A 25,837-nucleotide genomic window follows, 5' to 3' on the forward strand; every position below is an offset into this window, starting at 1 on the left:
TCCCCGTCACTATACGGGAGGATGCCGGCAGGCAGGTAAGGGGCAGCGCTGGCTTGGAGACTGGCTCGTCTCAGCGGGAGCGCCGCCGCTCAGCCCCCCAGCGCCTGCTCCAGGTCCGCGATCAGATCGTCGCCATCCTCGATGCCCGCCGACAGCCGCACCAGCGAATCCGATATGCCGATCTCTTCGCGCTTCTCCGCCGGGATCGATCCATGCGTCATCAGCGCCGGATGCTCGATCAGGCTCTCCACGCCACCGAGGCTTTCGGCCAGCGTGAACAATTGCGTGCGTTCGAGGAAGCGTTTCGTGCCGGCGAGGTCGCGGTCGAGCACGGCTGATATCATGCCGCCGAACGCATGCATCTGCTGGACGGCAACGGCATGCTGCGGATGGCTGGCGAGGCCGGGATAGATGACCCGGCGCACATCCTTGCGGGCTTCCAGCCACTGCGCGATCTTGAGGCCGTTCGACGAGTGCCGCTCCATCCTCAGCGCCAATGTCTTGAGGCCGCGCAGGGCGAGAAAACTGTCGAACGGGCCCGAAATGGCGCCGATGGCGTTCTGCAGGAATTTCAGGCGATCGGCCAGATCCTTGTTGTCGCCGACAACAGCCACGCCGCCGACCATGTCGGAATGGCCGTTGAGGTACTTCGTCGTCGAATGCACCACGACGTCGATGCCGAGCTCCAGCGGCCGCTGCAAATAGGGGCTGCAGAATGTGTTGTCGGCGATCGAGAGGATGCCCTTGCGCCTTGCAAGGGCTGCGACGCCTTCGAGATCGACGATGCGCAGCAGCGGGTTGGTCGGCGTCTCGACCCAGAGCATTTTCGTCTCCGGGCGGATTGCCGCCTCTATAACCGCAAGGTCGGTGCAGTCGACGAAGCTCACCTTGAGATCGGCGGAGCGCTTGCGCACACGCTCCATCAGGCGGAAGGAGCCGCCATAGATGTCGTCGGTGGCGACGATGTGGGCGCCGGAATCGAGCAGTTCCAGCACGGTGGCGATCGCCGCCAGCCCGGAGGCGAAGGCGAAGGCAGCCGAGCCGCTTTCGAGATCGGCCACCGCGCGCTCGAAGGCAAAGCGCGTCGGATTCTGGCTCCGGGCATATTCAAAGCCCTTGTGCACGCCGGGCGACTGCTGGCCATAGGTCGAGGTGGCGTAAATCGGCACCATCACCGCTCCGGTCAGGGGATCGTGGCTCTGGCCGCCATGGATGGTGCGGGTGGAGAAGGCCAGGCGGTTCTTTCCGGATGCGGTCATCGTGCACGGCGCCTCAAATGGTTGATCAGGTCGATGCGGGTTATCAGGCCGACGAACTCGTCGCCGTCGAAGATGATGGCGACCTCGTTGCGGTCGAATACCGGCAGCAGCGCGTCCAGCGTCTGGCTGGCCTGCAAAGTATGCAGATTGGAGGTCATCGCCGTGCGTACCGGCGCGTTGAAGCGCTCCCAGCGGCCCTCATAGGGGCCGTCGACCTTGGCCAGAATGTCGCTTTCGTCGACGATGCCGACCAGCTTGCCGTCGTCGAGCACCGGCAGCTGCGAGACATCGGAGCGGCGCATGCGGCCATAGGCGTTGAGCAGGCTTTCGTCCGGACCGACATAGACGGTGTCGCCGGTGCGGTGCGTGCGCATCACCAGGTCGCGCAGGTCGCCATGCTGCTCGTGCTCGGCCAGCCCCTGCTCGGCCAGCCAGAAATCGTCGAAGACTTTCGACAGATATTTGTTGCCGCTGTCGCAGACGAAGGTGACAACGCGCTTGGGCGACGTCTGCTCGCGGCAATAGCGCAAGGCGGCCGACAGCAGCGTGCCCGAAGACGAGCCGGCCAGGATGCCTTCCCGGGACAGGAGATCGCGCACCGCCAGCATGCTCTGCTTGTCCGATATGGAATAGGCTTTCTTGACCAGCGACAGCTCGGCATTGGGCGGCACGAAGTCCTCGCCGATGCCTTCCACAGTCCAGCTGCCGGCCTCCACCATCTTGCCGGTCCTGATCAGCGGCGCCAGCACCGAGCCGACCGGATCGGCCAGCACCATTTCCGTCTTCGGCGATGCCTTGGCGAAGAACCGGCCAAGGCCGGTCAGCGTGCCGCCTGAGCCGACGCCGACCACCACCGCGTCGACATCGCCGTCGAGCTGCGAAAAGATTTCCGGACCGGTGGTGGTTTCGTGCGCCTCAGGGTTGGCCGGATTGGCGAACTGGTTGGCGTAGAAGGCGCCGGGCAGCTCGGCCGCGATCTTTTCGGCCATATCCTGGTAATATTCGGGGTGGCCCTTGCCGACATCGGAGCGCGTCATGCGCACTTCCGCGCCCAGTGCGCGCAGGTGCTGGATCTTCTCGCGCGACATCTTGTCGGGCACGACCAGGATGATACGGTAGCCCTTGGGGATGCCGACCTGGGCCAGGCCCAGCCCCGTATTGCCGGCCGTCGCCTCGACGATCGTGCCGCCTTGCTTCAGCCTGCCCTCCTTCTCGGCCGCCGCGATCATCGACAGTGCGATACGGTCCTTGATCGAGCCGCCAGGATTCTGGCTTTCGAGCTTGATGAACAGCCGGCACTTGCCGGTGTCGAATTGGGTCAGTTCGACCACGGGGGTCTGGCCGATCAGGTCGAGCACCGATCCGTAAGGCGGCCGCAGGCGCGACATTGCGTTTTCCGAAGCGGCGTTTTCCAAAGGGGCGCTATCCGAGGGCGCGATCTTGTGCCTGCTCATATCGATGCTCCATGATCAAGCGGCCGCCTCGTGCAGGGCGGCAGCGTATCCTCTTTTCCAGCCCTTTGCAGTGGGAAAGAAGATAGATCGTGCCAATCGACCGGCTAGATGGAGAATGAAATTCCGGGGCGGGCTCCGTCGTGCAAATCGCCCGCAGGCTTGTGGGGCGGCGTAGAACGCCGACGCCCTACCCCAGCAGCTGCTTGCTCAACCTCGCACACTGGACGCGAATATCCGGGATGGCGTCGATCTCGAAGAAGGTGCCTCTGGTCAGCGGGCCGACGGCGAGGATTTTCCTGGACACCGTGCCGTCGCCGGCGATGATCTCGCAATTGGCCGTAACGTCGAGGCCGATGCGCAGCGGATCCGGCCGCGCCAGCCCGCGGTCGACCAGCGAGCGCACCACGCTGTTCGACGAGCCCGAGATGTCCCTGACGATGCCGGAGCAATCATAGATGCGGGCGACCTCGAATCTCTCCAGCCGCTTGGTGTGGCGCGACTGGACCTGGACCGTGAACTCGTCGCCCGCCGCGATGTCGACGACACGGCCGGCGACGAGGCGGATGCGGCCGGACTGCACCGCTTGCGTGACGCGGGCATGGACCTCGGGCGCCATGCGGTGGCGGTGGATGTCCCACCACGCCTTGGTGTGCTCGACGAAACGGCGCTTGGCGGAGGCCGGCCAGTTCTGCCAGATCTTCTGGTTGAACGGACGCAGGCCGTCGACGACGTCGCGCCAGTCGATGCCGGCCTTCTGGTTTTCCCGGATCAGGTCGCGGAACCAGCCGACGAAATAGGAAAGCTGGGTGCCGAGCGGGATATCGGCGACGTCGAGCTTGATCGGATTGCCCTTGCGGTGCGGCGAGGGCAGCAGGCCGCGCCGCGACACCGCGACGATCTCCGCGCGGTGGCCGCGCTGTTCGAGCGCCAGGAATGCGTCGACCATGCTGAGGCCCGTTCCCAGCACCATGACGCTCCGGTCGGGATCGAGCGCGGTGTCGGCCTCCGATCCCATCCGAACCGCATGGCCTTGCCCCATGGCCGGCACCTCGTCATGGCCGGTGGCGAGCACCGCCAGATGGGCGACGACGCTGGTGCCGTTGGCGAGCGCCACTTCGACCCCCGAGGCCGTGGGCGAGATCGACAGGCTCTCCTCATGGATCAGCCGAAGCCGTCCGGTCTCCCTCTCGCGCGCCTCGAGATCGTCCAGCAATTCGCCGAGATAGCGGGCATAGATGCTGCGCGGCGCGTAGACCGGCGCCTGCTCGGGCGTTGCCAGGCCGCGTTCCACCAGCCAGCGCCAGAAATTGCCGGGATCGTCGGCATAGGCGCTCATGCCGGCGGCGCTGACGTTCAGCACATGCGCGGAGAGCAATGTGGAGTAGGCGATGCCCTGGCCGAAATGCGGGCGCTTCTCGACCAGCGTGACGCGAAGGTCGGGATTGGGCTGTCTCAGCAGATGCGCGGCGAGCACGACCCCGCTGGCGCCGCCGCCGACGATGATGATCGAGTTGCCGCGGCCGCTCATGCCAGCCCCGTGCGACGCGCCGGCGTCAGGCCTTCACCGCAACCGGCAGATCGTCGCTCGCGACCGAGAGGTCGTCGAGGCCCCTTGCGACCCCAAGGTCGTCGAGGCCGATGTCGCGCATCTCGGCGAGGCTGCGCTGGTCGAGCACCTCGGCGATCGCTTGCCGGACTTCCAGCATCAGATGTCGAACCTGGCATGTCGCCTCGTTACAGTCTTCACAGCGCTGGTATTGGGTACGGCTGGCGCATGGGATCGGCGCCAGCGGGCCGTCGAGCACACGCACGACATGGCCGACCCTGATTTCCTCCGGTGGCCGCGCCAGGCGATAGCCGCCATCCTTGCCTTTGCGGCTCTGCACGAAACCGGCATTGCGCAATTCGCCCAGGATGGCGTCGAGAAACTTCTTCGGGATGCTGTTGCCGGTCGCGATGTCGTTGACGAAGGCAAGCTGCCCGGCCGGCATCCGCGCCAGATGGACGAGCGCCTTGAGGCCGTACTTGCCTTTCTTGGTGAGCATGATCCGAACGTTTCTCTGTCATGCGATGGCTCGAGGCCATCCTTTGCGAAACTCCTGGCGTGCCTCCCGCCGCGCTCAAGCATCCATGACACATAAATTCTACCAACATGATATACAAGCCAATCGCGATTGATCTTGCTTGATTTTCAAGCCATTGCGGCCATTTTGGACCTGACTTGTGACTCCGGGGACACAAACCGTGGCGCGACGGCCCGAGACCGGTGCCACCGGCGATCGCCGCGATATGGGTGGGTATGACCTCTCATCGCCGCCTCCAGGTTCTATGTCGATAAGTTTACTATACTTAAACGCGAACAGGCGGAACATGTTTTTAAATTCCCATCCGTCTGAAGCATGGATTTGCCTTTCAAGCGGCTGCAGCGTGAATTCTCGTTCTCGATCGGTGGCCGGTAGCGGGGCCGAGCTTCCCGAACGTGATGACGTCGCCACTCTTGAAGCGCCATAGCCGCCAAATCCGCTTGGGGACCTCGGCACCGGCAGCTTTTTCCAACAAATCCAGCCCCGCTAGAAGAATTTAACTCTACAAGAACCATAGAATTAGCGAACTATCATTAAGCAATCCGGTTTTCCCCTGTTTCATGGAGCCCTTGATGTCCACCACCATTTCGCGACGCATCCTTCTCCTGTCTACGGCCGCACTTGCCGGCGCCGCCTTCCTCGGCCCGGCTTTTGCCGACGACCTCAAGATCACCATCGGCTACCAGACGGTGGTCGAACCCTCCAAGGTGCCGCAGGCCGATGGTGCCTATGAAAAGGCCACCAAGGCCGCCATCGACTGGCGCAAATTCGATTCCGGCGCCGATGTCATCGCCGCGGTCGCATCCGGCTCGGTCGACATCGGCTATGTCGGTTCGAGCCCGCTGGCGGCGGCGGCGAGCCGCGAATTGCCGGTCCAGACAATCTTCGTCGTCGGCCTGATCGGGCCATCCGAAGCCCTGGTCGCACGCAACGGCGCCGGCATCGAGAAGGTCACCGACCTCGCCGGCAAGAAGGTGGCCGTGCCCTTCGTCTCGACGACGCATTACAGCCTGCTTGCCGCGCTGAAACATGAGAATGTCGACCCGAAATCGGTCGAGATCCTCAATCTCAAGCCGCCGGAAATCGCCGCTGCCTTTTCGCGCGGCGATATCGATGCGGCCTATGTCTGGGATCCGGCGCTCGGCCAGGTCAAGACATCAGGCAAGGTGGTGCTGGATTCCTCCCAGGTCGCCGCCTGGGGCGCGCCGACCTTCGACGCCTGGATCGTGCGCACCGACTTTGCCGAAAAGAACCCGGAAGCGGTGCGCGACTTCGTCAAGGTGACGGGTGCGGCCTATGCCGAGTACCTGGTCAAGCCCGATGCCTGGTCGGCAGCGTCGCCGCAGGCGGCCGAGATCGCCAAGCTGACCGGCGCCAAGGTCGAGGAAGTGCCTGAGCTGCTCAAGGGCTATGTCTTCCCGACACTCGAAGAACAGGCCTCCGACAAGTTCCTCGGCGGCGGCACGGTCAAGGCGATCGCGGCCGCGTCCGCCTTCCTCAAGGAGCAGGGCAAGGTAGACGCCGTGCTGCCGGACTATTCGAAATATGTGACATCGAAATACGTCACCGAGGCGCTGGCCTCGAACTGACCCGAGCGTTGGAGCGCCCCATGCCACGACGGGCAGGTGGCGCCCCTATGAGACGCGCACGTCTTTCCTGACGCCGCGTGTCGCCTGTCCCGGAGCCGCTGACGAGGCGCGGCTTCGGGCAGGCGGACTTCAACGAACTCCCTGCGAGGGCTCATGTCGCATCTCGTGCTCGACAGAATCTCGATCCACTATGACGGCCAGCCCGCACCCGCCGTCGAGCGGGTATCGATCGACGTCGCCAGCGATGACTTCGTCGTCCTTGTCGGCCGTTCCGGCTGCGGCAAGACCTCGCTGCTCAATGTCGCCGCCGGCTTTGTTGCGCCGGCACGCGGCACGGCCGCGATCGACGGCCGGCCGATCGCAGCACCCGGTTCGGACCGTGCGGTGGTGTTCCAGAACGACGCGCTGTTTCCTTGGCTGACGGCGCGCGAGAACGTCGCCTTCGCGCTCAGGCTGCGCGGTGTCGGGCCATCCGAGCGGGCGCGCCGCGCCGACGAATTGCTCGGCCTGGTCAAGCTCACCGATGCCGGCGACAAGCGCATCTGGGAGTTGTCCGGCGGCATGCGCCAGCGCGTCGGCCTTGCCCGGGCGCTGGCTGCCGGGCCGCAATTCCTGCTGCTCGACGAGCCGCTCGGCGCGCTCGATGCGCTGACGCGCGAGCGTATGCAGACGACGCTGCTCGACCTGTGGACGGCAAGCAAGGTCGGCGTGCTGATGGTCACGCACGGCATCGACGAGGCGCTCGTGCTCGCCACCCGCATCGTGGTGCTGGCGCCCGGGCCGGGCCGGGTGGTGCGGACCTTGGAGCCGGGCTTCTCCAGGCGCTACGCAGCGGGCGAGGCCATCCGCACCATCAAGGCCGATCCTGGCTTCGCCGCGGCGCGCGGCGAACTGACCGACGCGATCTTCGAGGGAGAGGCGGCATGACCATTTTCTCCTCCTACACCGAACGCTCCGGCTCCAGGACCGAAGAGGCCGACGGCCTGTCGGTGCCATGGTCGCGCCCGGTCCCGAAGCGCAAGGGCGTTTCGGCGCGCATGGTCAGCGCGGCCACCATTCTTCTGGTGCTGGCGCTTTGGACGCTGTCGGCCCGCCTGCAACTGGTGTCGCCGGTATTCCTGCCCTCGCCTGTCGCGGTGTGGAACAAATTCATCATCGTCGCCCGCGATGGCTTTGTCGACGCAACGCTCGTCCAGCATATCGCCGCCAGCCTGGGGCGGGTGTTCGCCGCGCTCATCGCGGCGCTCCTCGTCGGCGTGCCGGTTGGCCTCGCCATCGGCATCAGCACCGTCGGCCGCGGCATTTTCGATCCGCTGCTGGAATTCCTGCGGCCGATCCCGCCGCTCGCCTATCTGCCGCTGGTCATCATCTGGTTCGGCATCGGCGAGCCGTCCAAGGTCCTGGTGATAGCCATCGCCATGCTGGCGCCGGTGGCCTTGTCGACCGCGTCCGGCGTCCGCGGCGTCTCGCAGGAGCGCATCAACGCCGCGCGTTCGCTTGGCGCGACGAGGCGCCAGGTGGTCCGCCACGTGATCCTGCCCAGCGCGCTGCCGTCGATCCTGACCGGACTGCGCATCGCGCTCGGCGCCGGGTGGTCCACGCTGGTCGCCGCCGAACTGGTGGCGGCGACGCGCGGGCTTGGCTTCATGATCCAGTCGGCGGCGCAGTTCCTGGTCACCGACGTGGTGGTCATGGGCATTTTGGTGATCGCGGCCATCGCCTTCGTGCTCGAATTCGCCATCCGCAGGATCGAGCGCGCGCTCGTGCCGTGGGCGGGACGCGAATGATCGGGAAACGGAGATGACGATGACCCATTCCACCGCCATGCTGTTCGCCCATTTCGGCACCTGGCTGCTGGGCCTGACATCCGATGGCAAGGCGATAGAGGAGGACAAGGCGACAAGGGAGGACGGTCCGCGCTCGCCGGCGCCCGTCCGACTCCCGGCCGGGCGTGACCGCCTGCCGCCGCGAGACGAAAGCTTCTACTGGGCCTGGCAGTACTGGTCGCAGTGAGAGCGGCTCAACCGCGCGAACGGTTCGCCCACACGAGCCCGGCGAGACCGACCAGCATGACGACGATGCCGATGGTGAGCCATTGCGACTGGCCGGTCATGAAGCTGCCGCCGATCGCGCCGATGCCTTGCAGCGACCACAGCGCGCCAACGGCCAGCACAATCAACGCCAGCAGATTTTTGATCAGTCTCATTGCCGGATTCTCCCTTCCGAAGTTGATCGGTCGCGTCTTCGCCGTCGCGATGAAAGAGGCAAAGGAATCGGTTCGGCAGCAGCATCTTCTACTTGGATGTTGCCGCTCGATCTTGTCAAACAAGACATGGATATCCGCTGGAACATCATCGTGAGTTGATCGCTGACCGCCGGGAAATCACTGACAGACTGTTACCGGGCGACTCCAAACGTGTGCCGGCGCCATGGAACCGCCAGATGATCGCCGCATTTCGTGCCTTATTGTCTCCGTAACGGCTGGGGCCTGTCAAAAACGGAGCCTTCCCCCAAATATGAATAACAACAACCGGACCGCGCTTGCCGCGGTGACGATCGCTGCTGGCCTGATGGTCGGCGCCTCCGCCACTCCAGCCGCCTCCGCCGCCGGTCAATGCGGTCGCGCTTCCTGGTACGCCCTGCACTCCAGGACCGCGTCGGGCGAACGGATGAACCCTTCGGCCTTGACCGCCGCACACCGCACGCTGCCTTTCGGCACCAAGCTGCGGGTCACCAACCAGAACAATGGCCGCAGCGTCGTGGTGCGCATCAACGATCGCGGACCGTTCATCAGGGGACGCGTGCTCGACCTGTCGAAGGGTGCCGCCGGCCAGCTCGGCTTCATCGGTTCGGGCCACACCGCGGTCTGCATGGCGCGCGTCTGACCACCACTGCCCGGCCCGAGGGCCGGGCCGCCTGGCCTTCGCACCTGCACAATGAGCCGGCTTGTACCGTCCAAGGCTGATTTCCAACGCTTTGGACCAAGAATGCGTATAGATCACGCCACGTGACGTATTGCATCGCAGCAATTAGTTGTTAACTTCCCCGCGAGACAGTTAGGGCCAGGCACTGCTCGCCGCCCCTTCGGTCGCAGGCCGCAGCGGGGTAAACGGATGTTCTACCAGCTCTATGAAATGAACCACGCCGCCCTGCAGCCGGCCCGTCTCTATGCCGATGCGGTGCGGCTGTTCTATTCCAACCCGCTCAATCCGTTCTCGCACACGTCCTGGGGCCGCTCGATCGCGGCGGGCGCCGAGTTGTTCGAGCGCACCACGCGCCGCTACGGCAAGCCGCAATTCGGCCTCGACAAGACGGTGGTCGACTGGAAGAGCGTGGCAGTGACCGAGAAGGTCGTCTGGTCACGACCGTTCTGCAACCTGGTGCGTTTCGAGCGCGCCGTGCCCGCCGGGCGGCGGCGCGATCCGAAGCTTCTGATCGTGGCGCCGATGTCGGGCCACTATGCGACGCTGCTGCGCGGCACGGTCGAAGCCATGCTGCCCCATGCCGACGTGCACATCACCGACTGGATCGACGCCCGCATGGTGCCGACGGCCGACGGCCAATTCGATCTCGACGACTATATCGACTATGTCGTCGACATGCTGCATGTGCTGGGCCCCGACACGCATGTGATGGCTGTTTGCCAGCCTTCCGTGCCGGTGCTGGCGGCCGTGGCGCTGATGGAAACGCGCGGCGACCCCTTCGTTCCTGCGACGATGACCCTGATGGGCGGGCCGATCGACACGCGCCGCAACCCGACCGCGGTCAACCTTCTGGCCGAGGAGAAGGGCATAGACTGGTTCCGCGACAATGTCGTGATGCGCGCGCCCTGGCCGGTGCCGGGCTTCGGCCGCGAGGTCTATCCAGGCTTCCTGCAGCTTTCGGGCTTCATGAGCATGAACCTCGACCGCCACATCATCGCCCACAAGGACTTCTTCATGCACCTTGTGAAGCATGACGGCGACAGCGCCGAGAAGCACCGCGACTTCTACGACGAATATCTGGCGGTGATGGACCTGACGGCTGAGTTCTACCTGCAGACGGTCGACACGGTGTTTGTCCGGCATGCCTTGCCCAAGGGCGAGATGACGCATCGCGGCACGCCCATCGATCCCTCGGCCATCCGCAATGTCGCGCTGTTCACGGTGGAGGGCGAGAACGACGACATTTCCGGCCTTGGCCAGACGCGGGCGGCGCACGATCTGTGCGTCAACATTCCCGCCGACAGGAAGGCGCATTACATGCAGCCCGCGGTCGGGCACTACGGCGTCTTCAACGGGTCGCGCTTCCGCGCCGAGATCGTGCCGCGCATCGTCGACTTCATCACCAGCTATGGCCGCCAGAACCGGGTCGCCGTGAAACCGAAGCTGGTCCGCAACGCCAAAAGATAGGCAGCCTGCATTGCCGGCCCGATAGCGCCGGACAGGCCGGGCAGGCCTGTCGCACGGGTGCCGCTGCCATGCGTCTCGCGGGTAACCATGTCGCAAATCACCCAATCGTGGTAATTGACACGGACTGTAGATCGCCCTTAACCTTTCATTAATAACAAGGGCGAGCGGGGACAATGAATTCCTCACCAATGGCGCGAGCGCTTCGTGCGTGCGCAGTAGCCGGACTGGCGACAATGATGGGAGGCTGGGTGGCACCGGCCCTGGCGGCCGGAGCGATGACGACCGGCGGCGTCGCGTCGCAACCGATCGGCCATTATGATTTCTGCAGGCTCAATGCCCGCGAATGCGCGATCCGTCCCGGCAATCTGGCGCCGGCCGCGATGACGGACAGGTTGTGGCGCAAGCTGGCCAAGGTCACCGCCAGGGTGAATGCCGCCGTCAAGCCGATGAGCGACATGGACATCTATGGCAAGGACGAGGTCTGGGCCTATCCCGCCAAGGGCGTCGGCGACTGCGAGGACTATGTGCTGGAAAAGCGGCGCCTGCTGTCCCGGATGGGTATATCGCTTGCCGATCTTCTCATCACCGTGGTGCGCAAACCCGACGGCGAAGGGCACTCGGTGCTGACGGTGCGCACCGACAGGGGCGACTATGTGCTCGACAATCTGACCGACAAGGTCAAGGCCTGGGACGACACCGGCTACCATTTCCTCAAGCGCCAGGCGATCGACAACACCGGCCGCTGGGTCTCGATCCGTGGCGGCCAGCAGGTGCTGGTCGGGTCCGTGGAGTAGGGACTGCGGCGGGCGGCGCGCCCAACCGCCGGATGTCGGCCCCGCCCCTCATTGCCCTGCCGGGCATTTCTCCCCGTATAGTGACGGGGAGAAAGACGCTGTCATCGACGATTTCCCCAATTGCCGACGTCGCAAGAAATACGCCAAGGGCGCGGCTGTCTCCCTTCTCCCCGTCCTATACGGGGAGAAGGTGCCGGCAGGCGGATGAGGGGCGGCGCCGACGTTGCAGTCACGCGCCTCGCGCACTCCCCAAAAAATTCCCACACCCTCCATGAACCATTTCGGCCCGGCCGGCGACACACAGCCGTGAACCGAAACCAACCATGGAGACTTCAAATGACTGCTTTCCTGCGTAACACCCTTCTCGCCGCCGTCGCGGTGTCGGGCATGGCCGGATCCGCTCTGGCCGATCAGACCATTCGAAGCTGCGCCAACACCAATCTCAACGACCTGTGGAGCGGCCGCTGTTGCGGCGCCGCCGGCGCATCGGACTGCCTTGGCGGCGGCAATGGTGGCCGCGGCCATGGTGATCACGGCCGCGGTGGCAATGGCGGCAGCACGGCCGGCAAGAACTGATCTCATCACGGCGGCCCGCCGGCTGCTGCTGGCGGGCCGCCGTTTCGCGATCGGGAGCTCAGCCGCCGCGAGAGCCGGGCAAACCCGGCCTACCGCCGTCGCCCCAGCGCCGCTCGGATAGAGAAGGTTATGCCGCGCAGTTCCTCCTCGTCGAGCTTTTCGACGTTCTCGGCCAGGAGGTTGGCAAGCTCGGTCGCGGCCGGGCTCAGGCCCGACGTGTCGAGCCTGACGCGCGGATGCGAGCCTTCGGCCAGTCGCGCCAGTTCCTCCGCGTCGTCCCAGATGATGTTGAAATAGCCGATGATCTTCTGGATCAGCGTCCAGGTCGGCGCGCCGCGCCTTCCATGCTCGAGCGCCGACAGATAGGCGGCGCTGACGCCGATGGCGGCGGCCATGTCCTTCTGGGTGACGCCGCGCTCGGCCCTCAGCGCCCGCAGCCTCTCGCCGAACGGGGTCACGATCCCATCCTCACGACCGGACCCGCCGCAGCCTGACATAGAGCGCGCCCGAGCCGCCATGGTTGCGCGCGGCATGGTCGTGACTGGAGACCAGCGGCCGGAACGCCGGCGTCGACAGCCAGGCCGGCACAGCGCGGCGCAGCACGCCGTCGCCGCCCGACGACGAGCCCTTGCCGGTGATGACCAGGACGTAACGGATGCCGCCGGCATGGGCGCGGTGCAGGAAGGAGAACAGCAGCGAATAGGCTTCGTCCTGCGTCATGCCGTGCAGGTCGACCCGGCCTTCGATGGGCAGCCGGCCTTTCGACAGTTTGTCCAGCGTCGGCTCGTCGAGCGCATGGGAGACATGCTGGGCCTTCGGCTTCGCCGCGCTGGCCGGACCGGCAACGGGCCGGGCGTGTTGCGTCGGCGCCGGCTTCGCCTCAAGGTCGAAATCCGGGACGGGCACGGCGGCCTTGCCCTTCAGCGGCTTGGCCGTGCGCGCCACCAGGTTCCACAGCACCCGGTCGTCCTCGCTCAGCCTGTCGGGGCGGCGGGTCATGGCCTCGACCCCGAGACGAGCGGGCGCGGCACCAGCGCGTAGAAATCGGCCGGATTGCGCACCACGCCGGCAATCTCGCCGGCGGCATCGCCCGACCCGGCGAAGAGATCTCCGCGCGCCGGCCCAGTGATGGCGGAGCCGGTGTCCTGCGCGATCATGAGGCGCCGGAACGGTTTTGCCTCGAAAGCCGTCAGCGATGGCGCATCGATGTAGAAGGGCGTGCCGAATGTGTGCAGCAGCCGGTCGACGGCGATCGAGCGGCCCGGCGTCAGCGGCACCTTGGCGGCGGCGATCGGCCCGAGTGCTGCGTCCTCGACCGCGGCCTCCCGGAAGAAGATATAGGAACGGTTCTGCCACAGGATCTCGTCGACGCGGCCGGGATGCGCCCTGAACCAGGCGCGGATCGACTGCATCGTCACGTTTTCCAGCGGGATCTCGCCGAGCTCGCTCAACACCTTGCCGGGCCCGGTGAAGCGCTGGCCGGACTTGGCCGCATAGGTGACGCGACACAGCCGGCCGTCGGTCATGAGAAGCCGCGCCGCGCCCTGCACATGGATGAAGAAGGCGTCGACCTTGTCGGCCAACCAGGCGATCTCCAGGCCCTTGCCGGCGAGCGCGCCCCGCTCGATCGCGCCACGGTCGAAATATTCGGCCGGCCCGTCCGGCGTCCGGCGCGCGAAAGCGAGATAGGGGTCCATTCCGTCGGGCCGGTTGGCGTCGTCGACATCGACGAGATCGGCGGGACGCGACAGAAGCGGCACGGCAAAACGCTCCGTGCGCACCGGCGAGGCCTCGACCTCCGGTTCGTAGAAGCCGGTGACGAGGCCGGCGCCGGTCTCTGGACTCACCAGCATGGGGACGAAATGACGCTCGAAGAAGGCGCGGGCCTCCGACCGGCTGGCAGGAGGGGCCGCGCGCGCCTCGGCATAGGCACCGGCAAAGGCGTCGAAGTCGACGCCGAGCGCGCCGCTGCGATAGGGCTTGGCCAGGACATGGAAGGCAGAGCGGCGAAAGGCCTCCAAGGCCGCCAGATGGTCGTCGTCATCCCAGCCGGGCAGAGCGCCGAAGGATCTTTCGCTGAATGCCTGATGGAAGGACACGACAGGCCCGCCGCGGTCAGGGATTCAATCTTCTTCTTCGGTGGCGACGAGCTTCCAGTTCGGGTCGCGCGAGCGCGTGTCGCGGGCGAAGGTCCAGACGTCCTTGACCTCGGCGACGGTTTCGGGGTCGCCGTCGATGACCGCACCGGCCTTGTCGCGCGTCGCCGAAATCAGCTCGCTGATGATGCGCAGCGTGACATGCGCCTCGCCGCCCTTCATCTCGGCCGAGACGATGTCGGCCTTGTCGATGCCGACGAAGGAAGACTGGATCTTTTCCGACCGCGCCTCGCGCTCGCCGATCGCGGCGACGAAACCGTCATAGACATCGCGCGACAGAAGGTTCTTCAGCGTTTTGCGATCGCCGTCGGCATAGGCCATGACGATCATCTCGTAAGCCATCTTGGCGCCGTCGACGAAACCCTTCGGGTCGAAGGACGGATCGTTGTCCTTGATCGTGCGCAGGCCCTTGTTGAGGTCGGTGCCGGGCTTGGCAAAGGCGTCGATGGCCGCATAGACCTCGCCGGCCGGCTCGCCGGGCTGGCGCTTGCGCGGCAGCGACACGACATTCTCGGACTTCTGCGCATCCTTGTCGCCGGTGCGGGCGGCGGTATAGGGATCGAAAGGCGGCCGTTCGCTGCCGGTACGACGGCCCAGCACATTGCGCAGCTGGAAAAAGATCACAACTGCCGCAATCAGAAAGAAAATCGTGCCGAAGTCGAAGAAACCCATATCTTCCGCCAATCAATCCTGCCCTCGGCCGGACCGCCCGGCCAACAGGGCAGCGGTCGCATAGCGTTCAACATGCAAACCATATAGAACGCAAGGCGCAATCATTCAAATCAAAGGCAGCCATACCTATCTAACAGCCTCGGCGCCAGCGGCCGGTGGCCGCTGGCAGGCAAAACAGACCAACGCCAGAACGATCGGAAGGATCGGCAAGACTTGCGCATTTCGTTATTTCCCGTTTTTCTTCTGGCGCTTCCGCTGCTGGAGATCGCCGGCTTCGTCATAGTCGGGCGCCAGATCGGCGCGCTGGCGACGGTCGGCCTGGTGCTCGCCTCGAGCATCGCCGGGGCGCTGCTGCTCAGGCATCAGGGTTTTGGCGTCATGAGCCGCATCAGCACCGAGATGGGCGCCGGCCGTGATCCGAGCCGCCAGCTCGCGCACGGCGCCATGATCGTGCTCGCCGCGATCCTGCTGATCATCCCGGGCTTCATATCGGACATTTTCGGCATTCTCCTGTTCCTGCCGCCGGTGCGCGATCTTGCCTGGCGCAGGCTCAAGGGCCGCATCGTGGTGGCGACGAATTTCTCGGCCGGCGGCTTCCGCGGCCGGCCGCGCGACAGGGTCATCGACCTCGACGACGGCGATTATTCGCGCGAAGACGATTTCAAGCGCGGGCCGGACCACAATTCGCCATGGCGCCGCCTGAAGGACGACTGAGGCTATATTGATGTTCAGGTGATGCCGGCCTGACCTGAATCTCGACGCAGTCTGGATCCCCTCCGGTCGCAAGGCGGCAAACCTTGTCTTGTCATGCCGGCCATGGTAGCGAACGCCCGATTTCAATTCGGTCAGCAATGCTGCCCAGGCAAAAGGACACAAGGCTCATGGCCAGCAAAGATGACGCGCCGGTCGGCGCCAACGGAAACGGCAACACGGCGCAGCCCTCGCTCAACGTCCTTGCCCAGTATGTGAAGGACCTTTCCTTCGAGAGCCCCGGCGCGCCGAACTCGCTGCGCGGCCGCGATAAGGCGCCCGGCATCGCCATCAACGTCAACGTCAACGCCAATCCGCTCTCCGACAAGCAGTTCGACGTCAACCTGACGCTGAACGCCAAGGCGTCCTTCGACCAGGAAGTGCTGTTCAATGTCGAGCTGGTCTATGGCGGCGTTTTCGCCATCAGTGGCTTCCCGCAGGAACACATGCTGCCGATCCTGTTCATCGAATGCCCGCGGCTGCTGTTCCCGTTCGCCCGGCAGATCATCGCCGAGGCAACGCGCAATGGCGGCTTCCCGCCGCTGATGCTCGACCCGATCGATTTCGCGCAGATGTTCCAGCAGAAGCTGGCCGAGGACCAGGCGGCGTCGAAGGTCCAGGTGAGCTGATTCCGGCTCGTACGGATATTGCAGAAAGACCCGGCCTCGCGCCGGGTTTTTCGTTTTCGAGGCCGGTTTGGCCGCGAAGCCCCCCGACTTCGAGGAGAACGGCGCGCTTAGGCGCCCATCACCTTCAGCCACAGCGCCTTCTCACCCAGCGTGGCGACCATGCCGGCATGCGCCGCGCGCTCGGCTTCGCTCAGGCGCGGGGGGAGGGCGATCGGCCGCGCACCGACCGAGATATCGATGTCTGCCACTTCGCCCGCGCCGTTCATCTGCACTGAAACTGTGTCCAGGATCAGAGCCGTCTGCTTGCCGCCGATCAGCTCGATATAGACTTCGGCCAACAGCTCCGAATCCAGCAAGGCGCCGTGCTTGGTGCGCCGCGCATTGTCGATGCCATAGCGCCGGCAGAGCGCATCGAGCGAATTGGGACCCATCGGATGCCTGCGCCGCGCCAGCGCCAGCGTGTCGACGACGCGCCCGATGTCGACGGCCGGATGGCCGAGCCGGCCGAACTCGACATTGAGGAATCCGATGTCGAAGGTGGCGTTGTGGGCGACCAGCTTGGCGCCGTCGGTGAAGGCGATCCACTCCTCGACGATCTCGGCGAAGGACGGCTTACCCTGCAGGTCAGCCATGCTGATGCCGTGCACGGCCTGCGCCTCGGCGTGGATCGAGCGGCCCTGCGGGTTGATGTAGTGGTGGAAAGTCTTGCCGGTCGGAAAGCGGTTGACCAGCTCGACGCCGCCAAGCTCGATGATGCGGTCGTCGCGCATGTCGAGGCCGGTGGTTTCCGTATCGAAAATGATCTCACGCATCGAATCAGTCGCTCCTGGCAAGCAGAATCGTGAGAGCGGAACAAAATGGCAATGGGCAATGACTTTTTTCCTTCTCCCCCTGGGGGAGAAGGAAAAGAGGCGCCGATCTAACCTCTCAAATCCGCGATGATAGCTTTGACCTCAGCCCGCGCGGCATCCAGGCCCTGGCTGGTATCGATGACGAAGTCGGCCTGGCGGCGCTTTTGCGCATCCGGCACCTGGCTGGCGAGGATGGAGGCGAGTTTCTCTTCGCTCATGCCGGGCCGCGCCAGCACGCGCTGGCGCTGGACTTCGGCCGGCGCGGTGACGACGACGACCTTGTCGACGCGGTCGCGGCCGCCGGTTTCGAACAGGAGCGGAATGTCGAGGACGGCAAGCGGCGCGCCGGCGGCGCGGTTGCGCGCCAGGAACGCGTCGGCGTCGGCGCGCACCAGCGGATGGATGATCGCTTCCAGCCTTTTCAGCGCGGCCGCATCGCCAAGCACCCGAGCGCCGAGCTTTGCCCGGTCGACGCCTCCGGCGCCGGTGGTTCCTGGAAACGCGGCCTCGACCAGGGGGGCTGCCTTGCCGGCATAGAGGCGATGCACCGTCTCGTCGGAATCGTGGACCGGGATGCCGGCCTCGGCAAACATTTTCGCGGTGGTCGACTTGCCCATGCCGATCGAACCGGTGAGGCCGAGCACGATCATGGTTTTGGCGCCAGATCGGCTTCGACGAGCGCGCGCAATTCGGGTGTGACCCGGGGCCGCACGCCGAACCAGCGCTCGAAACCCGGCACCGCCTGGTTGAGCAGCATGCCGAGGCCGTCCACCGTCTTCAGCTTGCGCGCGCTTGCCGCCGCAAGCAGCGGCGTCTCGAGCGGCACATAGACGATGTCGGTGACGATCGCGTGGTCCGGCAAAAGGGCCGGGTCGGCGGCTAGACCCTCATTGCCTTGCATGCCGAGCGCCGTGGTGTTGATGAGCAGGCCGGCATCGGCAAGCAGTTCACCGGTCGCCGCCACGCCGTGCGCGGAGACACCGGCGCCGAACCGGTCGCGCAATTCCACCGCCCGGGCAAGCGTGCGGTTGACGATGCGGATATCGCGGATGCCGCGCTGCTTCAGCGCGTGGATGACGGCGCGCGAGGCGCCGCCGGCGCCGAGCACCACCGCCGGGCCAATGGACGCCCAACCCGGCGCATGATCGTCGAGATTGGCGGCGAAGCCATGGCTGTCGGTGTTGCCGCCCCACAGGTGACCGTCCTCCAGCCAAAGCGTGTTGACGGCGCCGATCTGCTGGGCTGCCTCATCGCGGTGCTCGACCAGGGCGAAGGCGGCCTCCTTGTGCGGGATGGTGACGTTGCCGCCGAGATAACCGCTCGCTTGCAATGTGCTCAGGAATTCGGCGAAATCCTGCGGCGCGACATCGATCGCCTGGTAGCTGCCGTCGATGCCGTATCTGGCCAGCCAGTGGCCGTGGATCTTCGGCGAGCGCGAATGCTTGATCGGGTGACCGGTGACGAAGGCCTTTTTGGTCGCCTCAGCCATCGATCGCTCCCAGCGTGCGCAGTTCGGCCAGCAGCGGCAGCAGCGGCAGGCCGACAATGGTAAAGTGGTCGCCCTCGATCTTCTCGAAGAGCTGGATGCCTTCGCCTTCGACCTGGTAGGCGCCGACGCTCGACAGCGCCCTTGAGCCGACGCGCGCCAGATGGCGGCCGATGAAGGCCGGATCGAGCTTGCGCATGGTGAGGCTGGCGATGCCGACATGGCGCCACAGCACCTCGCCGTCGCGGACCAGGACCGCGGCGCTGTTGAGCTGATGGGTCCTTCCCGACAGCGCCAGCAGATGGCGGCGCGCCCCTTCCATGTCGGCCGGCTTGTGGAACACCTCGTCGCCGAGCGACAGCGTCTGGTCGCAGCCGAGCACCAACGCGCCGGGCCTGCGCTCGCTTACTTCGGTGGCCTTGGCTTCGGCCAGCACCAGCGCGACATCCTCGGGCGAGGCGCCGCTGCCTTGCAGGGGCGCCTCGAGCGCGCGCTCGTCGACATCAGGCGCAACCGCCTCGACGTCGATGCCGGCACCGAGGAGCATCGTCTTGCGGAACGGACTGCCGGAGGCGAGGATGATTTTTTCGGTCATGCTGGTTCACCCAGGGTTGGCGTTCCGTCGCGCACCCCTCACTTCTCTCATCTGCACCTACCGCGTCTTCCCCCGCAGGGCAACGATTGCCGCCGCCGTCTCCTCGATCGAGCGGCGGCTGACGTCGATCATCGGCCAGCCATGGCGGGTACAGATCTGGCGGGCATAGGCGAGCTCCTCGTTGATGGCGGCGCGGTCGACATAGTCGCCTGGCACATAGGCGCTGCTGTTGCCGAGGATGCGGTTCTGGCGGACATGCGAGATGCGTTCGGCGGTGGCGACAAGGCCGACGATCAGCGGCGTCCTGGCGTTGATCAGGCTTTCGGGCACCGGCACGCCGAGCACGATCGGAATGTTGGCGGTCTTGATGCCCCTGTTGGCGAGATAGATGCTGGTCGGCGTCTTGGACGTGCGCGAAATGCCGACCAGCACGATGTCGGCATCGTCCATATTGGCCGGCAACTGGCCGTCATCATGTTCCATGGTGAAGTTGAGTGCGTCGATGCGGCGGAAATATTCGGCATCGAGGACGTGCTGGGCGCCGACGCGGCGGCCGGCCGGCGTGCCCAGATAGGACTGGAAGACGGTGAGCACCGGCTCCAGCACGGAGACGCAGGGCAGGCCCATGGCGGCGCAGCGCTCGTCGATGCCGCGCGCCAGCTTCTGGTCGACGACGGTGTAGAGAATGATGCCCGGCTCCTCCTCGATGTCCTCGAACACTTTGGCCACCTGTTTTTCGGTTCGGATGAGCGGGTAGATGTGCTCGATGGCGCGCGCATCCTTGTATTGCGCCGAAGCCGCGCGGCCGGCCGCGAGCAGCGTTTCGCCGGTGGCGTCGGAGATCAGGTGCAGGTGGAAGAAGCTCTGGGGTTTGTTCACAGGGTTTTACCTAGGGCTGTGGGCGGATGTGGATAAAGCAGGGTTCGGAAAACCCGCCGGCCGGATCGACTGTATCAGATGCCGGTTTGTCCACAATTCGATGCGCTGTAGGCTTCGTCGGGCGGCTGGGGACAAGTCCGTGGACGAAGATTTTTGCCTTTTGTCTATCCACAGGACGAGCCTGCAGGATCGCTGCTCTAGCGTGTTGAGTCCAATGGAAGATTCCGGATCGTCCCCAGAACCCTGCAAGCGGCGATTGGAAATGCGCGACAATATGCTTGCTGGTGTTTTGACGGCCAAAGCGGGACAGGTGACAACCACCACAACCAACAGACTCTTAGAATCAGAAGATTCTTTAAAATAAGATATTTGATTAAAGGGAAGCCGGGAGAGGCGAGCGCTCTATGCCTGCAAGACGGATCATGCTGGACGTGCTGAAGGGTGAGACAGTGTTTCCGCCGCCGCTCTGGATGATGCGCCAGGCCGGGCGCTATCTGCCGGAATACCGCGAGACGCGCCGACGCGCAGGTTCATTCCTCGACCTCTGCTATGATCCCGACCTTGCCTTCGAGGTGACCATGCAGCCGATCGAGCGCTTCGGCTTCGACGCCTCGATCCTGTTCTCCGACATCCTTGTCGTTCCGCATGCGCTTGGCCGCGACGTGCGCTTCGAAGAGGGGCGAGGGCCGCTGCTGACGCCGATCACGGCGGCTGAAATCGCGGCCCTGGACAGCACGGTGTTTCACGTGAATCTCGAACCGGTCTACGAGACGGTTCGCCGGTTGCGGACGAAACTGCCCGATGAAATCACGCTGATCGGCTTCTGCGGCGCGCCATGGACGGTGGCGACCTACATGATCGCCGGGCACGGCACGCCGGACCAGGCGCCGGCGCGGCTGTTCGCCTATCGCGAGCCGGCGGCGTTTCGTCAGCTGCTCAAGGTGCTGGCCGATCATTCGGCCGCCTATCTCATCAGGCAGATCGGGGCCGGCGCCGATGTGGTACAGATATTCGATTCCTGGTCCGGCGTGCTCGACGATGCTTGTTTCGAGCTGTTCTGCGTCGAGCCGGTGGCCGAGATCGTCAGGCAGGTTCGAGCGGTCCATCCCGATGTGCCGATCATCGGTTTTCCCAAGGGCGCCGGCGCGCGCTACCGGAGCTATCGCGAGAAGACCGGCGTCACGGGGCTGGGGATCGACTGGACGGTGCCGCTGGAAACAGCGAAGGCGTTGCAGCGGGAAGGGGCCGTCCAGGGCAATCTCGATCCGCTGCGGCTGGTCGCCGGCGGCAAGGCGCTGGCCGACGGCGTCAGCGCGATCCTGGAGAGCCTGGGAAGCGGACCGTTGATCTTCAATCTTGGCCACGGCATCACCCCGGAAACGCCCGTGGCGCATGTCGAGGCGATGGTGAAACTGGTGAGGAGCGCGACACGCTGATGGCCGGGATGAGCAACACCAACAGCACGGGCCAGGCGATGATGCGCATGGTGATCGGCATCGCGGCCCTGGTCGTGCTCACCGCGCTGCTGTTTCTGGCGGCCCCAGACGGCTTCTATCTCTGGGCCAAGACGATCCACGTTCTTGCCGTCATTTCGTGGATGGCGGGCATGCTCTATCTGCCGCGGCTGCTGGTCTATCACGCCGATGCCGAGAAGGGTTCGGTGCAGTCGGAGACTTTCAAGGTGATGGAGCGCCGGCTGCTGCGCGGCATCATCAACCCGGCGATGATCGTCACCTGGGTGTTCGGCCTGTGGCTGGCCTGGAAAGGTTTTGGTTTCCAGGGTGGCTGGCTGCACGGCAAGATCGCGCTGGTGCTGGTTCTGTCCGGCATCCACGGCTATCTGGCCGGCGCGGTGCGAAAATTCGCCGAGGATCGTAACGAAAAACCCGCGAGGCACTGGCGGATCGTCAACGAGGTCCCCACATTGCTGATGATCGCTATCGTGATCCTGGTCGTCGTCAAGCCGTTCTGAACCTTCGGACCTCTCTCACGACCTGCTAAAAGGCGGCTTGCTCTTTCAGCCGGCCGACGATAAAAGACGGGTCTTCCTTCCCGTCATGCGCCGCCCTTCATTGCTTTTGGCCGCGCCCGGCATTTATCGCATCCCGCCGATTTCCTCCCAAAAGCCTACCCAGAGTCTATCCTAATGCAAGAAATGAAACTCACCGAGTTCAAGAACAAGAAACCGCCAGAGCTGATCGCCTATGCCGAATCGCTCGAGGTGGAGAACGCCAGCGTCATGCGCAAGCAGGAGCTGATGTTCGCAATCCTCAAGAAGCTGGCCGCCCAGGACATCGAGATCATCGGCGACGGCGTGGTCGAAGTCTTGCAGGACGGTTTCGGTTTTCTGCGCTCGGCCAACGCCAATTATCTGCCGGGTCCCGACGACATTTATATTTCGCCCTCGCAGATCCGACGCTTTTCGCTCAAGACCGGCGATACGGTCGAGGGGCCGATCCGCAGTCCGAAAGAGGGCGAGCGCTATTTCGCGCTGCTCAAGGTCAACACGATCAATTTCGACGATCCCGAAAAGATCCGCCACAAGATCCACTTCGACAATCTGACGCCGCTCTATCCGACCAAGCGGCTGAAGATGGAGATCGACAACCCGACCTCCAAAGATATCTCGCCGCGCGTGATCGACCTGGTGGCGCCGATCGGCAAGGGCCAACGCGCGTTGATCAACGCGCAGCCGCGTACCGGCAAGACGGTTCTCATGCAGAACATCGCCCACTCGATTACCGCCAACCATCCGGAATGCTACCTGATCGTGCTTCTGATCGACGAGCGGCCGGAGGAAGTGACAGACATGCAGCGCTCGGTGAAGGGCGAGGTGATCTCCTCGACCTTCGATGAGCCGGCTGTGCGCCACGTGCAGGTCGCCGAGATGGTCATCGAGAAAGCCAAGCGGCTGGTCGAGCATGGCCGCGACGTCGTCATCCTGCTCGATTCGATCACCCGCCTCGGGCGCGCCTACAACACCGTGGTGCCGTCTTCCGGCAAGGTGCTGACCGGAGGCGTCGACGCCAATGCGCTGCAGCGGCCGAAGCGTTTCTTTGGTGCCGCCCGCAACATCGAGGAAGGCGGTTCGCTGACCATCATTGCCACCGCGCTGATCGACACCGGCAGCCGCATGGATGAAGTCATCTTCGAAGAGTTCAAGGGCACCGGCAACTGCGAAATCCAGCTCGACCGCAAGGTCGCCGACAAGCGCATCTACCCGGCCATGGACATTCTGAAGTCGGGTACCCGCAAGGAAGACCTGCTCGTGCCGCGCGCTGACCTGCAGAAGATCTTCGTGCTGCGCCGCATCCTGGCGCCGATGGGAACCACCGACGCGATCGAGTTCCTCATCGACAAACTGAAGCAGACCAAGACCAATGCGGACTTCTTCGATTCAATGAATACGTAGTTCGCAGAGCGAGCTCCACTTCTTCGTCATCCTCGGGCTTGACCCGAGGATCCATGCCATGGCCTCTCCCAAAGAGCGCGGCGGACTGGATCTCCACCTGTTGCAGCGCTCGAAAGTCACGGCATGGATCCTAGGGTCTCCGCCACGGAGCTTCGCTCCTGCTTCGCCCTAGGATGACGAACTCTATGGTCTTCGTCGCAATAGCCCTTCCAATTCATCCGGATCGCTCACCGCCGGCAAACACACCTGCCCCGTGCACAGCCACGCGCCCGGCCTGTCGGCGGGAGGCAGGATCCCGCCCGGCAACAGCGGTCGATTCGCCTGCGTGCCGAGCGCCACCACAATATCCACCCGGCGCGGATCGGGATTGCGATTCGCTACCGGAACGAGCGTTGGATTTGTCAAATCGTCCACAAGCACCAGCTTTAGCGGCTCTATGGCGAGCGCCGAGGCGTTGAGGATGCCGGCCTGGCCATAGGCCTGGTGCGCCGCGCGGCCGGCGGCATGTTCGGCGACTTTCGTCGCTTTCTCCTGCAGGTCGAGATCGCTGGTCAGCGCGGCGAGCCGGACGAGCGCCTCGATGACCTGACCGGTGGCCGACGCAATAGCCTCGTCGACATCGCCCCTGATGCGGATCGGCACGTCGGTGCTGTCGGATGCCGTGAGATAATAGCCGGTGCCGTCGGCATCGGCGTGCCAGCGGTCGAGCTGCTCGACGAATTGCCGGGCCCGATCGGCGTAGCTCCAGTCGCCGGTGGCTTCGAACAGGGCGATCGCCGCATTGGTCATCGACGCATAGTCGCTCGACAGGGCCGGGAACAGTTTCTTGGCGCCGAGCATGGAATGCGGCAGCCGTCCGCCCTCGGCGGAAGAGGCGATCTGGTCGAATGCGGTCTTGGCCGCGTCGATCCAGTCTTGCCGCGCCAGCGAGCGGCCGGCCTCGGCAAGTGCCGAGATCATCTGGCCGTTCCAGTCGGCGAGGACCTTGCCGTCGCGGCCGGGCCTGACGCGCCATTCCCGGACCGCCAGCAGCCTTGCCTTGAGAGCGGCCAGAAGCGGTTGCTCGGCAATGCCTTGCCCCTGCTGGGCCAGCGTCTGGTGGATGACAGGCTTGCCTTCCCAACCGGGTGGGCTGGAGAGCATGAAGCGGTTGAAAAACAACGGAGAATCGTCGCCGAGCGCGGCCTCGATCTCTTCCCGGCTCCAGGTGTAGAAAAGGCCCTCCTCGCCCTCGCTGTCGGCATCGAGACTGGCGGCGAAGGCGCCGCCATCGACGCGCATCTCACGCAGCAGCCAGCCGATGGTCTCCTCGATTCGGACCCGGAACAAACACTTCCCGCTCGCGGCATGGGCCCAGTTGCAAAAACGGATGAGCTGCGCGTTGTCGTAGAGCATCTTTTCGAAATGCGGCACCAGCCATTGCGCGTCCGTGGAATAGCGGCTGAGACCGCCGCCGACGTGATCGTAGATGCCGCCGGCCAGCATCCGTTCGAGGCTCAGGAGGACATCGTCGCGGTGACCGGCATTGCCGTCGCGCAGCCACGACAGCCACAGTGTCTGCATGAATGGCGCATTGGGGAATTTCGGCGCGCCGCGCAGGCCGCCGAGATCCTTGTCGATCATGCCGTCTATGCCTCTGGCGAGCGCGGCAAGCGTGTCGCGGTCGAGCGCGGTGCGGGCATGCGCGCCGGCGAGCCGGGTTTCGACATGCGAAGTCAGCCCGTCGGCGCTCTGGTTCAGGCTTGCTCTTTTCTCGCGCCAGGCCTTGTCGATCGCCTCCATGACCTGGATGAAGCCCGGGCGGCCATAGCGCGGCTCGCGCGGGAAATAGGTGCCGCCCCAGAAAGGCTTGCCGTCCGGGGTCAGGAACATGGTCAGCGGCCAGCCGCCCTGCTCGCCCATCGAGGACAGCGCCGCCATGTAGATCTGGTCGATGTCGGGACGCTCCTCGCGGTCGACCTTGATATTGACGAACAGACGGTTCATGACGGCGGCGACGTCGTCATTCTCGAAGCTTTCATGGGCCATGACGTGGCACCAGTGGCAGGCGGCATAGCCGATCGACAGCAGGATCGGCCGATCCAGCGCCCTCGCCTCGTCAAGCGACGCCGGCGACCAGGCCCGCCAATGCACGGGATTGCCGCTGTGCTGCTGCAAATAGGGGCTGGCTTCGTCGGCAAGCAGATTTTGCGCAGGCAGTGTCACGATGAGCGGTCCGGCGAAACAGGGGTTGGATAGTGAAGCTAGGGCGGTCCAACAA

28 protein-coding genes are annotated in these 25,837 nt (G+C 64.8%); 13 read left to right on the forward strand and 15 right to left on the reverse strand.

Translation table 11 applies throughout. The features are described from left to right. Window positions 1-89 precede the first annotated feature (89 nt). The 4 genes from FJ986_RS07025 to FJ986_RS07040 form a co-directional block, all read right to left on the reverse strand. Window positions 90-1,259, reverse strand: coding sequence for a PLP-dependent aspartate aminotransferase family protein (locus FJ986_RS07025; protein WP_140673827.1), 1,170 nt, complete (start codon window positions 1,257-1,259; stop codon window positions 90-92). Further along, window positions 1,256-2,713 carry a pyridoxal-phosphate dependent enzyme gene (locus FJ986_RS07030; RefSeq protein ID WP_140673829.1) on the reverse strand — a complete coding sequence of 486 codons (1,458 nt, stop codon included), beginning with the start codon at window positions 2,711-2,713 and terminating at the stop codon, window positions 1,256-1,258. The genes FJ986_RS07025 and FJ986_RS07030 overlap by 4 nt, the downstream gene beginning before the upstream one ends. A gap of 187 nt (window positions 2,714-2,900) precedes the next feature. Beyond that, window positions 2,901-4,241 carry an FAD/NAD(P)-binding protein gene (locus FJ986_RS07035; RefSeq protein ID WP_140628372.1) on the reverse strand — a complete coding sequence of 447 codons (1,341 nt, stop codon included), beginning with the start codon at window positions 4,239-4,241 and terminating at the stop codon, window positions 2,901-2,903. Window positions 4,242-4,266: 25 nt separating this feature from the next. Next, window positions 4,267-4,758, reverse strand: coding sequence for an Rrf2 family transcriptional regulator (locus FJ986_RS07040; protein ID WP_140563855.1), 492 nt, complete (start codon window positions 4,756-4,758; stop codon window positions 4,267-4,269). Window positions 4,759-5,369: 611 nt separating this feature from the next. Between FJ986_RS07040 and tauA the strand changes: the two genes are divergently transcribed. The 4 genes from tauA to FJ986_RS07060 all read left to right on the forward strand — a co-directional run bounded on the left by tauA (window position 5,370) and on the right by FJ986_RS07060 (window position 8,399). Next, window positions 5,370-6,386 carry a taurine ABC transporter substrate-binding protein gene (tauA, locus tag FJ986_RS07045; RefSeq protein WP_140673831.1) on the forward strand — a complete coding sequence of 339 codons (1,017 nt, stop codon included), beginning with the start codon at window positions 5,370-5,372 and terminating at the stop codon, window positions 6,384-6,386. Window positions 6,387-6,539: 153 nt separating this feature from the next. After that, window positions 6,540-7,313, forward strand: a complete 774-nt coding sequence (locus FJ986_RS07050; protein ID WP_140673833.1) for a taurine ABC transporter ATP-binding protein — start codon at window positions 6,540-6,542, stop codon at window positions 7,311-7,313. Continuing rightward, window positions 7,310-8,173, forward strand: a complete 864-nt coding sequence (locus FJ986_RS07055; protein WP_140559162.1) for an ABC transporter permease subunit — start codon at window positions 7,310-7,312, stop codon at window positions 8,171-8,173. Before FJ986_RS07050 ends, FJ986_RS07055 begins: the two co-directional genes overlap by 4 nt. 19 nt (window positions 8,174-8,192) lie before the next feature. Beyond that, window positions 8,193-8,399, forward strand: a complete 207-nt coding sequence (locus FJ986_RS07060; protein WP_140491853.1) for a hypothetical protein — start codon at window positions 8,193-8,195, stop codon at window positions 8,397-8,399. Between the two features lie 7 nt (window positions 8,400-8,406). On the opposite strand, the gene FJ986_RS30415 is transcribed toward FJ986_RS07060, so the two are convergent. After that, the gene (locus tag FJ986_RS30415) at window positions 8,407-8,592 is read right to left on the reverse strand and encodes a hypothetical protein (protein WP_181167265.1); all 186 of its coding nucleotides are present in this window, start codon (window positions 8,590-8,592) and stop codon (window positions 8,407-8,409) included. Between the two features lie 310 nt (window positions 8,593-8,902). On the opposite strand from FJ986_RS30415, the gene FJ986_RS07070 reads away from it, so the two are divergent. From FJ986_RS07070 to FJ986_RS07085, 4 genes are all read left to right on the forward strand, one after another. Then, window positions 8,903-9,271, forward strand: a complete 369-nt coding sequence (locus tag FJ986_RS07070; protein WP_140491856.1) for a septal ring lytic transglycosylase RlpA family protein — start codon at window positions 8,903-8,905, stop codon at window positions 9,269-9,271. Between the two features lie 228 nt (window positions 9,272-9,499). After that, window positions 9,500-10,777 (forward strand): polyhydroxyalkanoate depolymerase, encoded by a 1,278-nt coding sequence (locus FJ986_RS07075; RefSeq protein WP_140673835.1) that lies wholly within the window; start codon window positions 9,500-9,502, stop codon window positions 10,775-10,777. 173 nt (window positions 10,778-10,950) lie between these two features. Then, entirely contained in the window at window positions 10,951-11,571 is a 621-nt protein-coding gene (locus tag FJ986_RS07080; protein WP_140491861.1) for a transglutaminase-like cysteine peptidase, read from the forward strand. Window positions 11,572-11,907: 336 nt separating this feature from the next. Then, window positions 11,908-12,147, forward strand: a complete 240-nt coding sequence (locus FJ986_RS07085) for a hypothetical protein (protein WP_140491863.1) — start codon at window positions 11,908-11,910, stop codon at window positions 12,145-12,147. Window positions 12,148-12,236: 89 nt separating this feature from the next. On the opposite strand, the gene FJ986_RS07090 is transcribed toward FJ986_RS07085, so the two are convergent. From FJ986_RS07090 to FJ986_RS07105, 4 genes are read right to left on the reverse strand one after another with little or no spacing between them, the layout of a single operon-like run. Beyond that, a complete protein-coding gene (locus FJ986_RS07090; RefSeq protein ID WP_140649481.1) occupies window positions 12,237-12,605 on the reverse strand; it encodes a helix-turn-helix transcriptional regulator in 369 nt (122 codons plus the stop codon). 10 nt (window positions 12,606-12,615) lie between these two features. Continuing rightward, entirely contained in the window at window positions 12,616-13,146 is a 531-nt protein-coding gene (locus FJ986_RS07095) for a Smr/MutS family protein (RefSeq protein WP_140559164.1), read from the reverse strand. Beyond that, window positions 13,143-14,246 (reverse strand): murein transglycosylase A, encoded by a 1,104-nt coding sequence (locus tag FJ986_RS07100; protein WP_140559165.1) that lies wholly within the window; start codon window positions 14,244-14,246, stop codon window positions 13,143-13,145. The genes FJ986_RS07095 and FJ986_RS07100 overlap by 4 nt, the downstream gene beginning before the upstream one ends. Before the next feature lie 24 nt (window positions 14,247-14,270). Then, window positions 14,271-14,975, reverse strand: a complete 705-nt coding sequence (locus tag FJ986_RS07105; RefSeq protein WP_140514105.1) for a Tim44/TimA family putative adaptor protein — start codon at window positions 14,973-14,975, stop codon at window positions 14,271-14,273. A 213-nt stretch (window positions 14,976-15,188) separates the two neighbouring features. Here FJ986_RS07105 and FJ986_RS07110 point away from each other — a divergent pair, with 213 nt between their 5' ends. Together FJ986_RS07110 and secB are read left to right on the forward strand one after the other, a co-directional pair. Then, complete coding sequence (locus FJ986_RS07110) at window positions 15,189-15,689, forward strand: FxsA family protein (protein ID WP_140491873.1); 501 nt, start codon at window positions 15,189-15,191, stop codon at window positions 15,687-15,689. A 167-nt stretch (window positions 15,690-15,856) separates the two neighbouring features. After that, window positions 15,857-16,354: a protein-export chaperone SecB gene (gene secB, locus FJ986_RS07115; protein WP_140491875.1), complete on the forward strand. Its 498-nt coding sequence runs from the start codon at window positions 15,857-15,859 to the stop codon at window positions 16,352-16,354. A 107-nt stretch (window positions 16,355-16,461) separates the two neighbouring features. Here the strand turns inward: secB and dnaQ are convergent, their stop codons facing one another. From dnaQ to FJ986_RS07140, 5 genes are all read right to left on the reverse strand, one after another. After that, complete coding sequence (dnaQ, locus tag FJ986_RS07120; RefSeq protein WP_140514104.1) at window positions 16,462-17,166, reverse strand: DNA polymerase III subunit epsilon; 705 nt, start codon at window positions 17,164-17,166, stop codon at window positions 16,462-16,464. Window positions 17,167-17,273: 107 nt separating this feature from the next. Beyond that, window positions 17,274-17,855 (reverse strand): dephospho-CoA kinase, encoded by a 582-nt coding sequence (gene coaE, locus FJ986_RS07125; RefSeq protein ID WP_140559166.1) that lies wholly within the window; start codon window positions 17,853-17,855, stop codon window positions 17,274-17,276. Continuing rightward, window positions 17,852-18,694 carry a shikimate dehydrogenase gene (locus FJ986_RS07130; protein ID WP_140673837.1) on the reverse strand — a complete coding sequence of 281 codons (843 nt, stop codon included), beginning with the start codon at window positions 18,692-18,694 and terminating at the stop codon, window positions 17,852-17,854. The genes coaE and FJ986_RS07130 overlap by 4 nt, the downstream gene beginning before the upstream one ends. Then, window positions 18,687-19,286, reverse strand: coding sequence for a Maf-like protein (locus FJ986_RS07135; RefSeq protein WP_140491900.1), 600 nt, complete (start codon window positions 19,284-19,286; stop codon window positions 18,687-18,689). Before FJ986_RS07135 ends, FJ986_RS07130 begins: the two co-directional genes overlap by 8 nt. Window positions 19,287-19,343: 57 nt before the next feature. After that, window positions 19,344-20,165 carry a pyruvate, water dikinase regulatory protein gene (locus FJ986_RS07140; protein WP_140559168.1) on the reverse strand — a complete coding sequence of 274 codons (822 nt, stop codon included), beginning with the start codon at window positions 20,163-20,165 and terminating at the stop codon, window positions 19,344-19,346. Window positions 20,166-20,569: 404 nt separating this feature from the next. Between FJ986_RS07140 and hemE the strand changes: the two genes are divergently transcribed. The 3 genes from hemE to rho all read left to right on the forward strand — a co-directional run bounded on the left by hemE (window position 20,570) and on the right by rho (window position 23,577). Next, entirely contained in the window at window positions 20,570-21,601 is a 1,032-nt protein-coding gene (hemE, locus tag FJ986_RS07145; protein WP_140559169.1) for a uroporphyrinogen decarboxylase, read from the forward strand. Next, a complete protein-coding gene (gene hemJ, locus FJ986_RS07150; protein ID WP_140559170.1) occupies window positions 21,601-22,137 on the forward strand; it encodes a protoporphyrinogen oxidase HemJ in 537 nt (178 codons plus the stop codon). The genes hemE and hemJ overlap by 1 nt, the downstream gene beginning before the upstream one ends. 174 nt (window positions 22,138-22,311) lie before the next feature. After that, window positions 22,312-23,577, forward strand: coding sequence for a transcription termination factor Rho (gene rho, locus FJ986_RS07155; protein ID WP_140491913.1), 1,266 nt, complete (start codon window positions 22,312-22,314; stop codon window positions 23,575-23,577). 183 nt (window positions 23,578-23,760) lie between these two features. Here rho and FJ986_RS07160 read toward each other — a convergent pair whose 3' ends face one another. Next, window positions 23,761-25,782, reverse strand: a complete 2,022-nt coding sequence (locus tag FJ986_RS07160) for a thioredoxin domain-containing protein (protein ID WP_140559171.1) — start codon at window positions 25,780-25,782, stop codon at window positions 23,761-23,763. Between the last annotated feature and the right edge of the window lie 55 nt (window positions 25,783-25,837).

Origin of the sequence: Mesorhizobium sp. B1-1-1, assembly GCF_006442955.1 — a bacterium.
Classification (GTDB): Bacteria; Pseudomonadota; Alphaproteobacteria; order Rhizobiales; family Rhizobiaceae; genus Mesorhizobium.

What these genes read in the sequence shown, in the direction of transcription:
- FJ986_RS07025 (WP_140673827.1), bottom strand. Translation starts at nt 1,259, where the DNA reads ATGACCGCATCCGGAAAGAACCGCCTGGCCTTCTCCACCCGCACCATC.
- FJ986_RS07030 (WP_140673829.1), bottom strand. Translation starts at nt 2,713, where the DNA reads ATGAGCAGGCACAAGATCGCGCCCTCGGATAGCGCCCCTTTGGAAAAC.
- FJ986_RS07035 (WP_140628372.1), bottom strand. Translation starts at nt 4,241, where the DNA reads ATGAGCGGCCGCGGCAACTCGATCATCATCGTCGGCGGCGGCGCCAGC.
- FJ986_RS07040 (WP_140563855.1), bottom strand. Translation starts at nt 4,758, where the DNA reads ATGCTCACCAAGAAAGGCAAGTACGGCCTCAAGGCGCTCGTCCATCTG.
- tauA (WP_140673831.1), top strand. Translation starts at nt 5,370, where the DNA reads ATGTCCACCACCATTTCGCGACGCATCCTTCTCCTGTCTACGGCCGCA.
- FJ986_RS07050 (WP_140673833.1), top strand. Translation starts at nt 6,540, where the DNA reads ATGTCGCATCTCGTGCTCGACAGAATCTCGATCCACTATGACGGCCAG.
- FJ986_RS07055 (WP_140559162.1), top strand. Translation starts at nt 7,310, where the DNA reads ATGACCATTTTCTCCTCCTACACCGAACGCTCCGGCTCCAGGACCGAA.
- FJ986_RS07060 (WP_140491853.1), top strand. Translation starts at nt 8,193, where the DNA reads ATGACCCATTCCACCGCCATGCTGTTCGCCCATTTCGGCACCTGGCTG.
- FJ986_RS30415 (WP_181167265.1), bottom strand. Translation starts at nt 8,592, where the DNA reads ATGAGACTGATCAAAAATCTGCTGGCGTTGATTGTGCTGGCCGTTGGC.
- FJ986_RS07070 (WP_140491856.1), top strand. Translation starts at nt 8,903, where the DNA reads ATGAATAACAACAACCGGACCGCGCTTGCCGCGGTGACGATCGCTGCT.
- FJ986_RS07075 (WP_140673835.1), top strand. Translation starts at nt 9,500, where the DNA reads ATGTTCTACCAGCTCTATGAAATGAACCACGCCGCCCTGCAGCCGGCC.
- FJ986_RS07080 (WP_140491861.1), top strand. Translation starts at nt 10,951, where the DNA reads ATGAATTCCTCACCAATGGCGCGAGCGCTTCGTGCGTGCGCAGTAGCC.
- FJ986_RS07085 (WP_140491863.1), top strand. Translation starts at nt 11,908, where the DNA reads ATGACTGCTTTCCTGCGTAACACCCTTCTCGCCGCCGTCGCGGTGTCG.
- FJ986_RS07095 (WP_140559164.1), bottom strand. Translation starts at nt 13,146, where the DNA reads ATGACCCGCCGCCCCGACAGGCTGAGCGAGGACGACCGGGTGCTGTGG.
- FJ986_RS07105 (WP_140514105.1), bottom strand. Translation starts at nt 14,975, where the DNA reads ATGGGTTTCTTCGACTTCGGCACGATTTTCTTTCTGATTGCGGCAGTT.
- secB (WP_140491875.1), top strand. Translation starts at nt 15,857, where the DNA reads ATGGCCAGCAAAGATGACGCGCCGGTCGGCGCCAACGGAAACGGCAAC.
- dnaQ (WP_140514104.1), bottom strand. Translation starts at nt 17,166, where the DNA reads ATGCGTGAGATCATTTTCGATACGGAAACCACCGGCCTCGACATGCGC.
- coaE (WP_140559166.1), bottom strand. Translation starts at nt 17,855, where the DNA reads ATGATCGTGCTCGGCCTCACCGGTTCGATCGGCATGGGCAAGTCGACC.
- FJ986_RS07130 (WP_140673837.1), bottom strand. Translation starts at nt 18,694, where the DNA reads ATGGCTGAGGCGACCAAAAAGGCCTTCGTCACCGGTCACCCGATCAAG.
- FJ986_RS07135 (WP_140491900.1), bottom strand. Translation starts at nt 19,286, where the DNA reads ATGACCGAAAAAATCATCCTCGCCTCCGGCAGTCCGTTCCGCAAGACG.
- hemE (WP_140559169.1), top strand. Translation starts at nt 20,570, where the DNA reads ATGCCTGCAAGACGGATCATGCTGGACGTGCTGAAGGGTGAGACAGTG.
- hemJ (WP_140559170.1), top strand. Translation starts at nt 21,601, where the DNA reads ATGGCCGGGATGAGCAACACCAACAGCACGGGCCAGGCGATGATGCGC.
- rho (WP_140491913.1), top strand. Translation starts at nt 22,312, where the DNA reads ATGCAAGAAATGAAACTCACCGAGTTCAAGAACAAGAAACCGCCAGAG.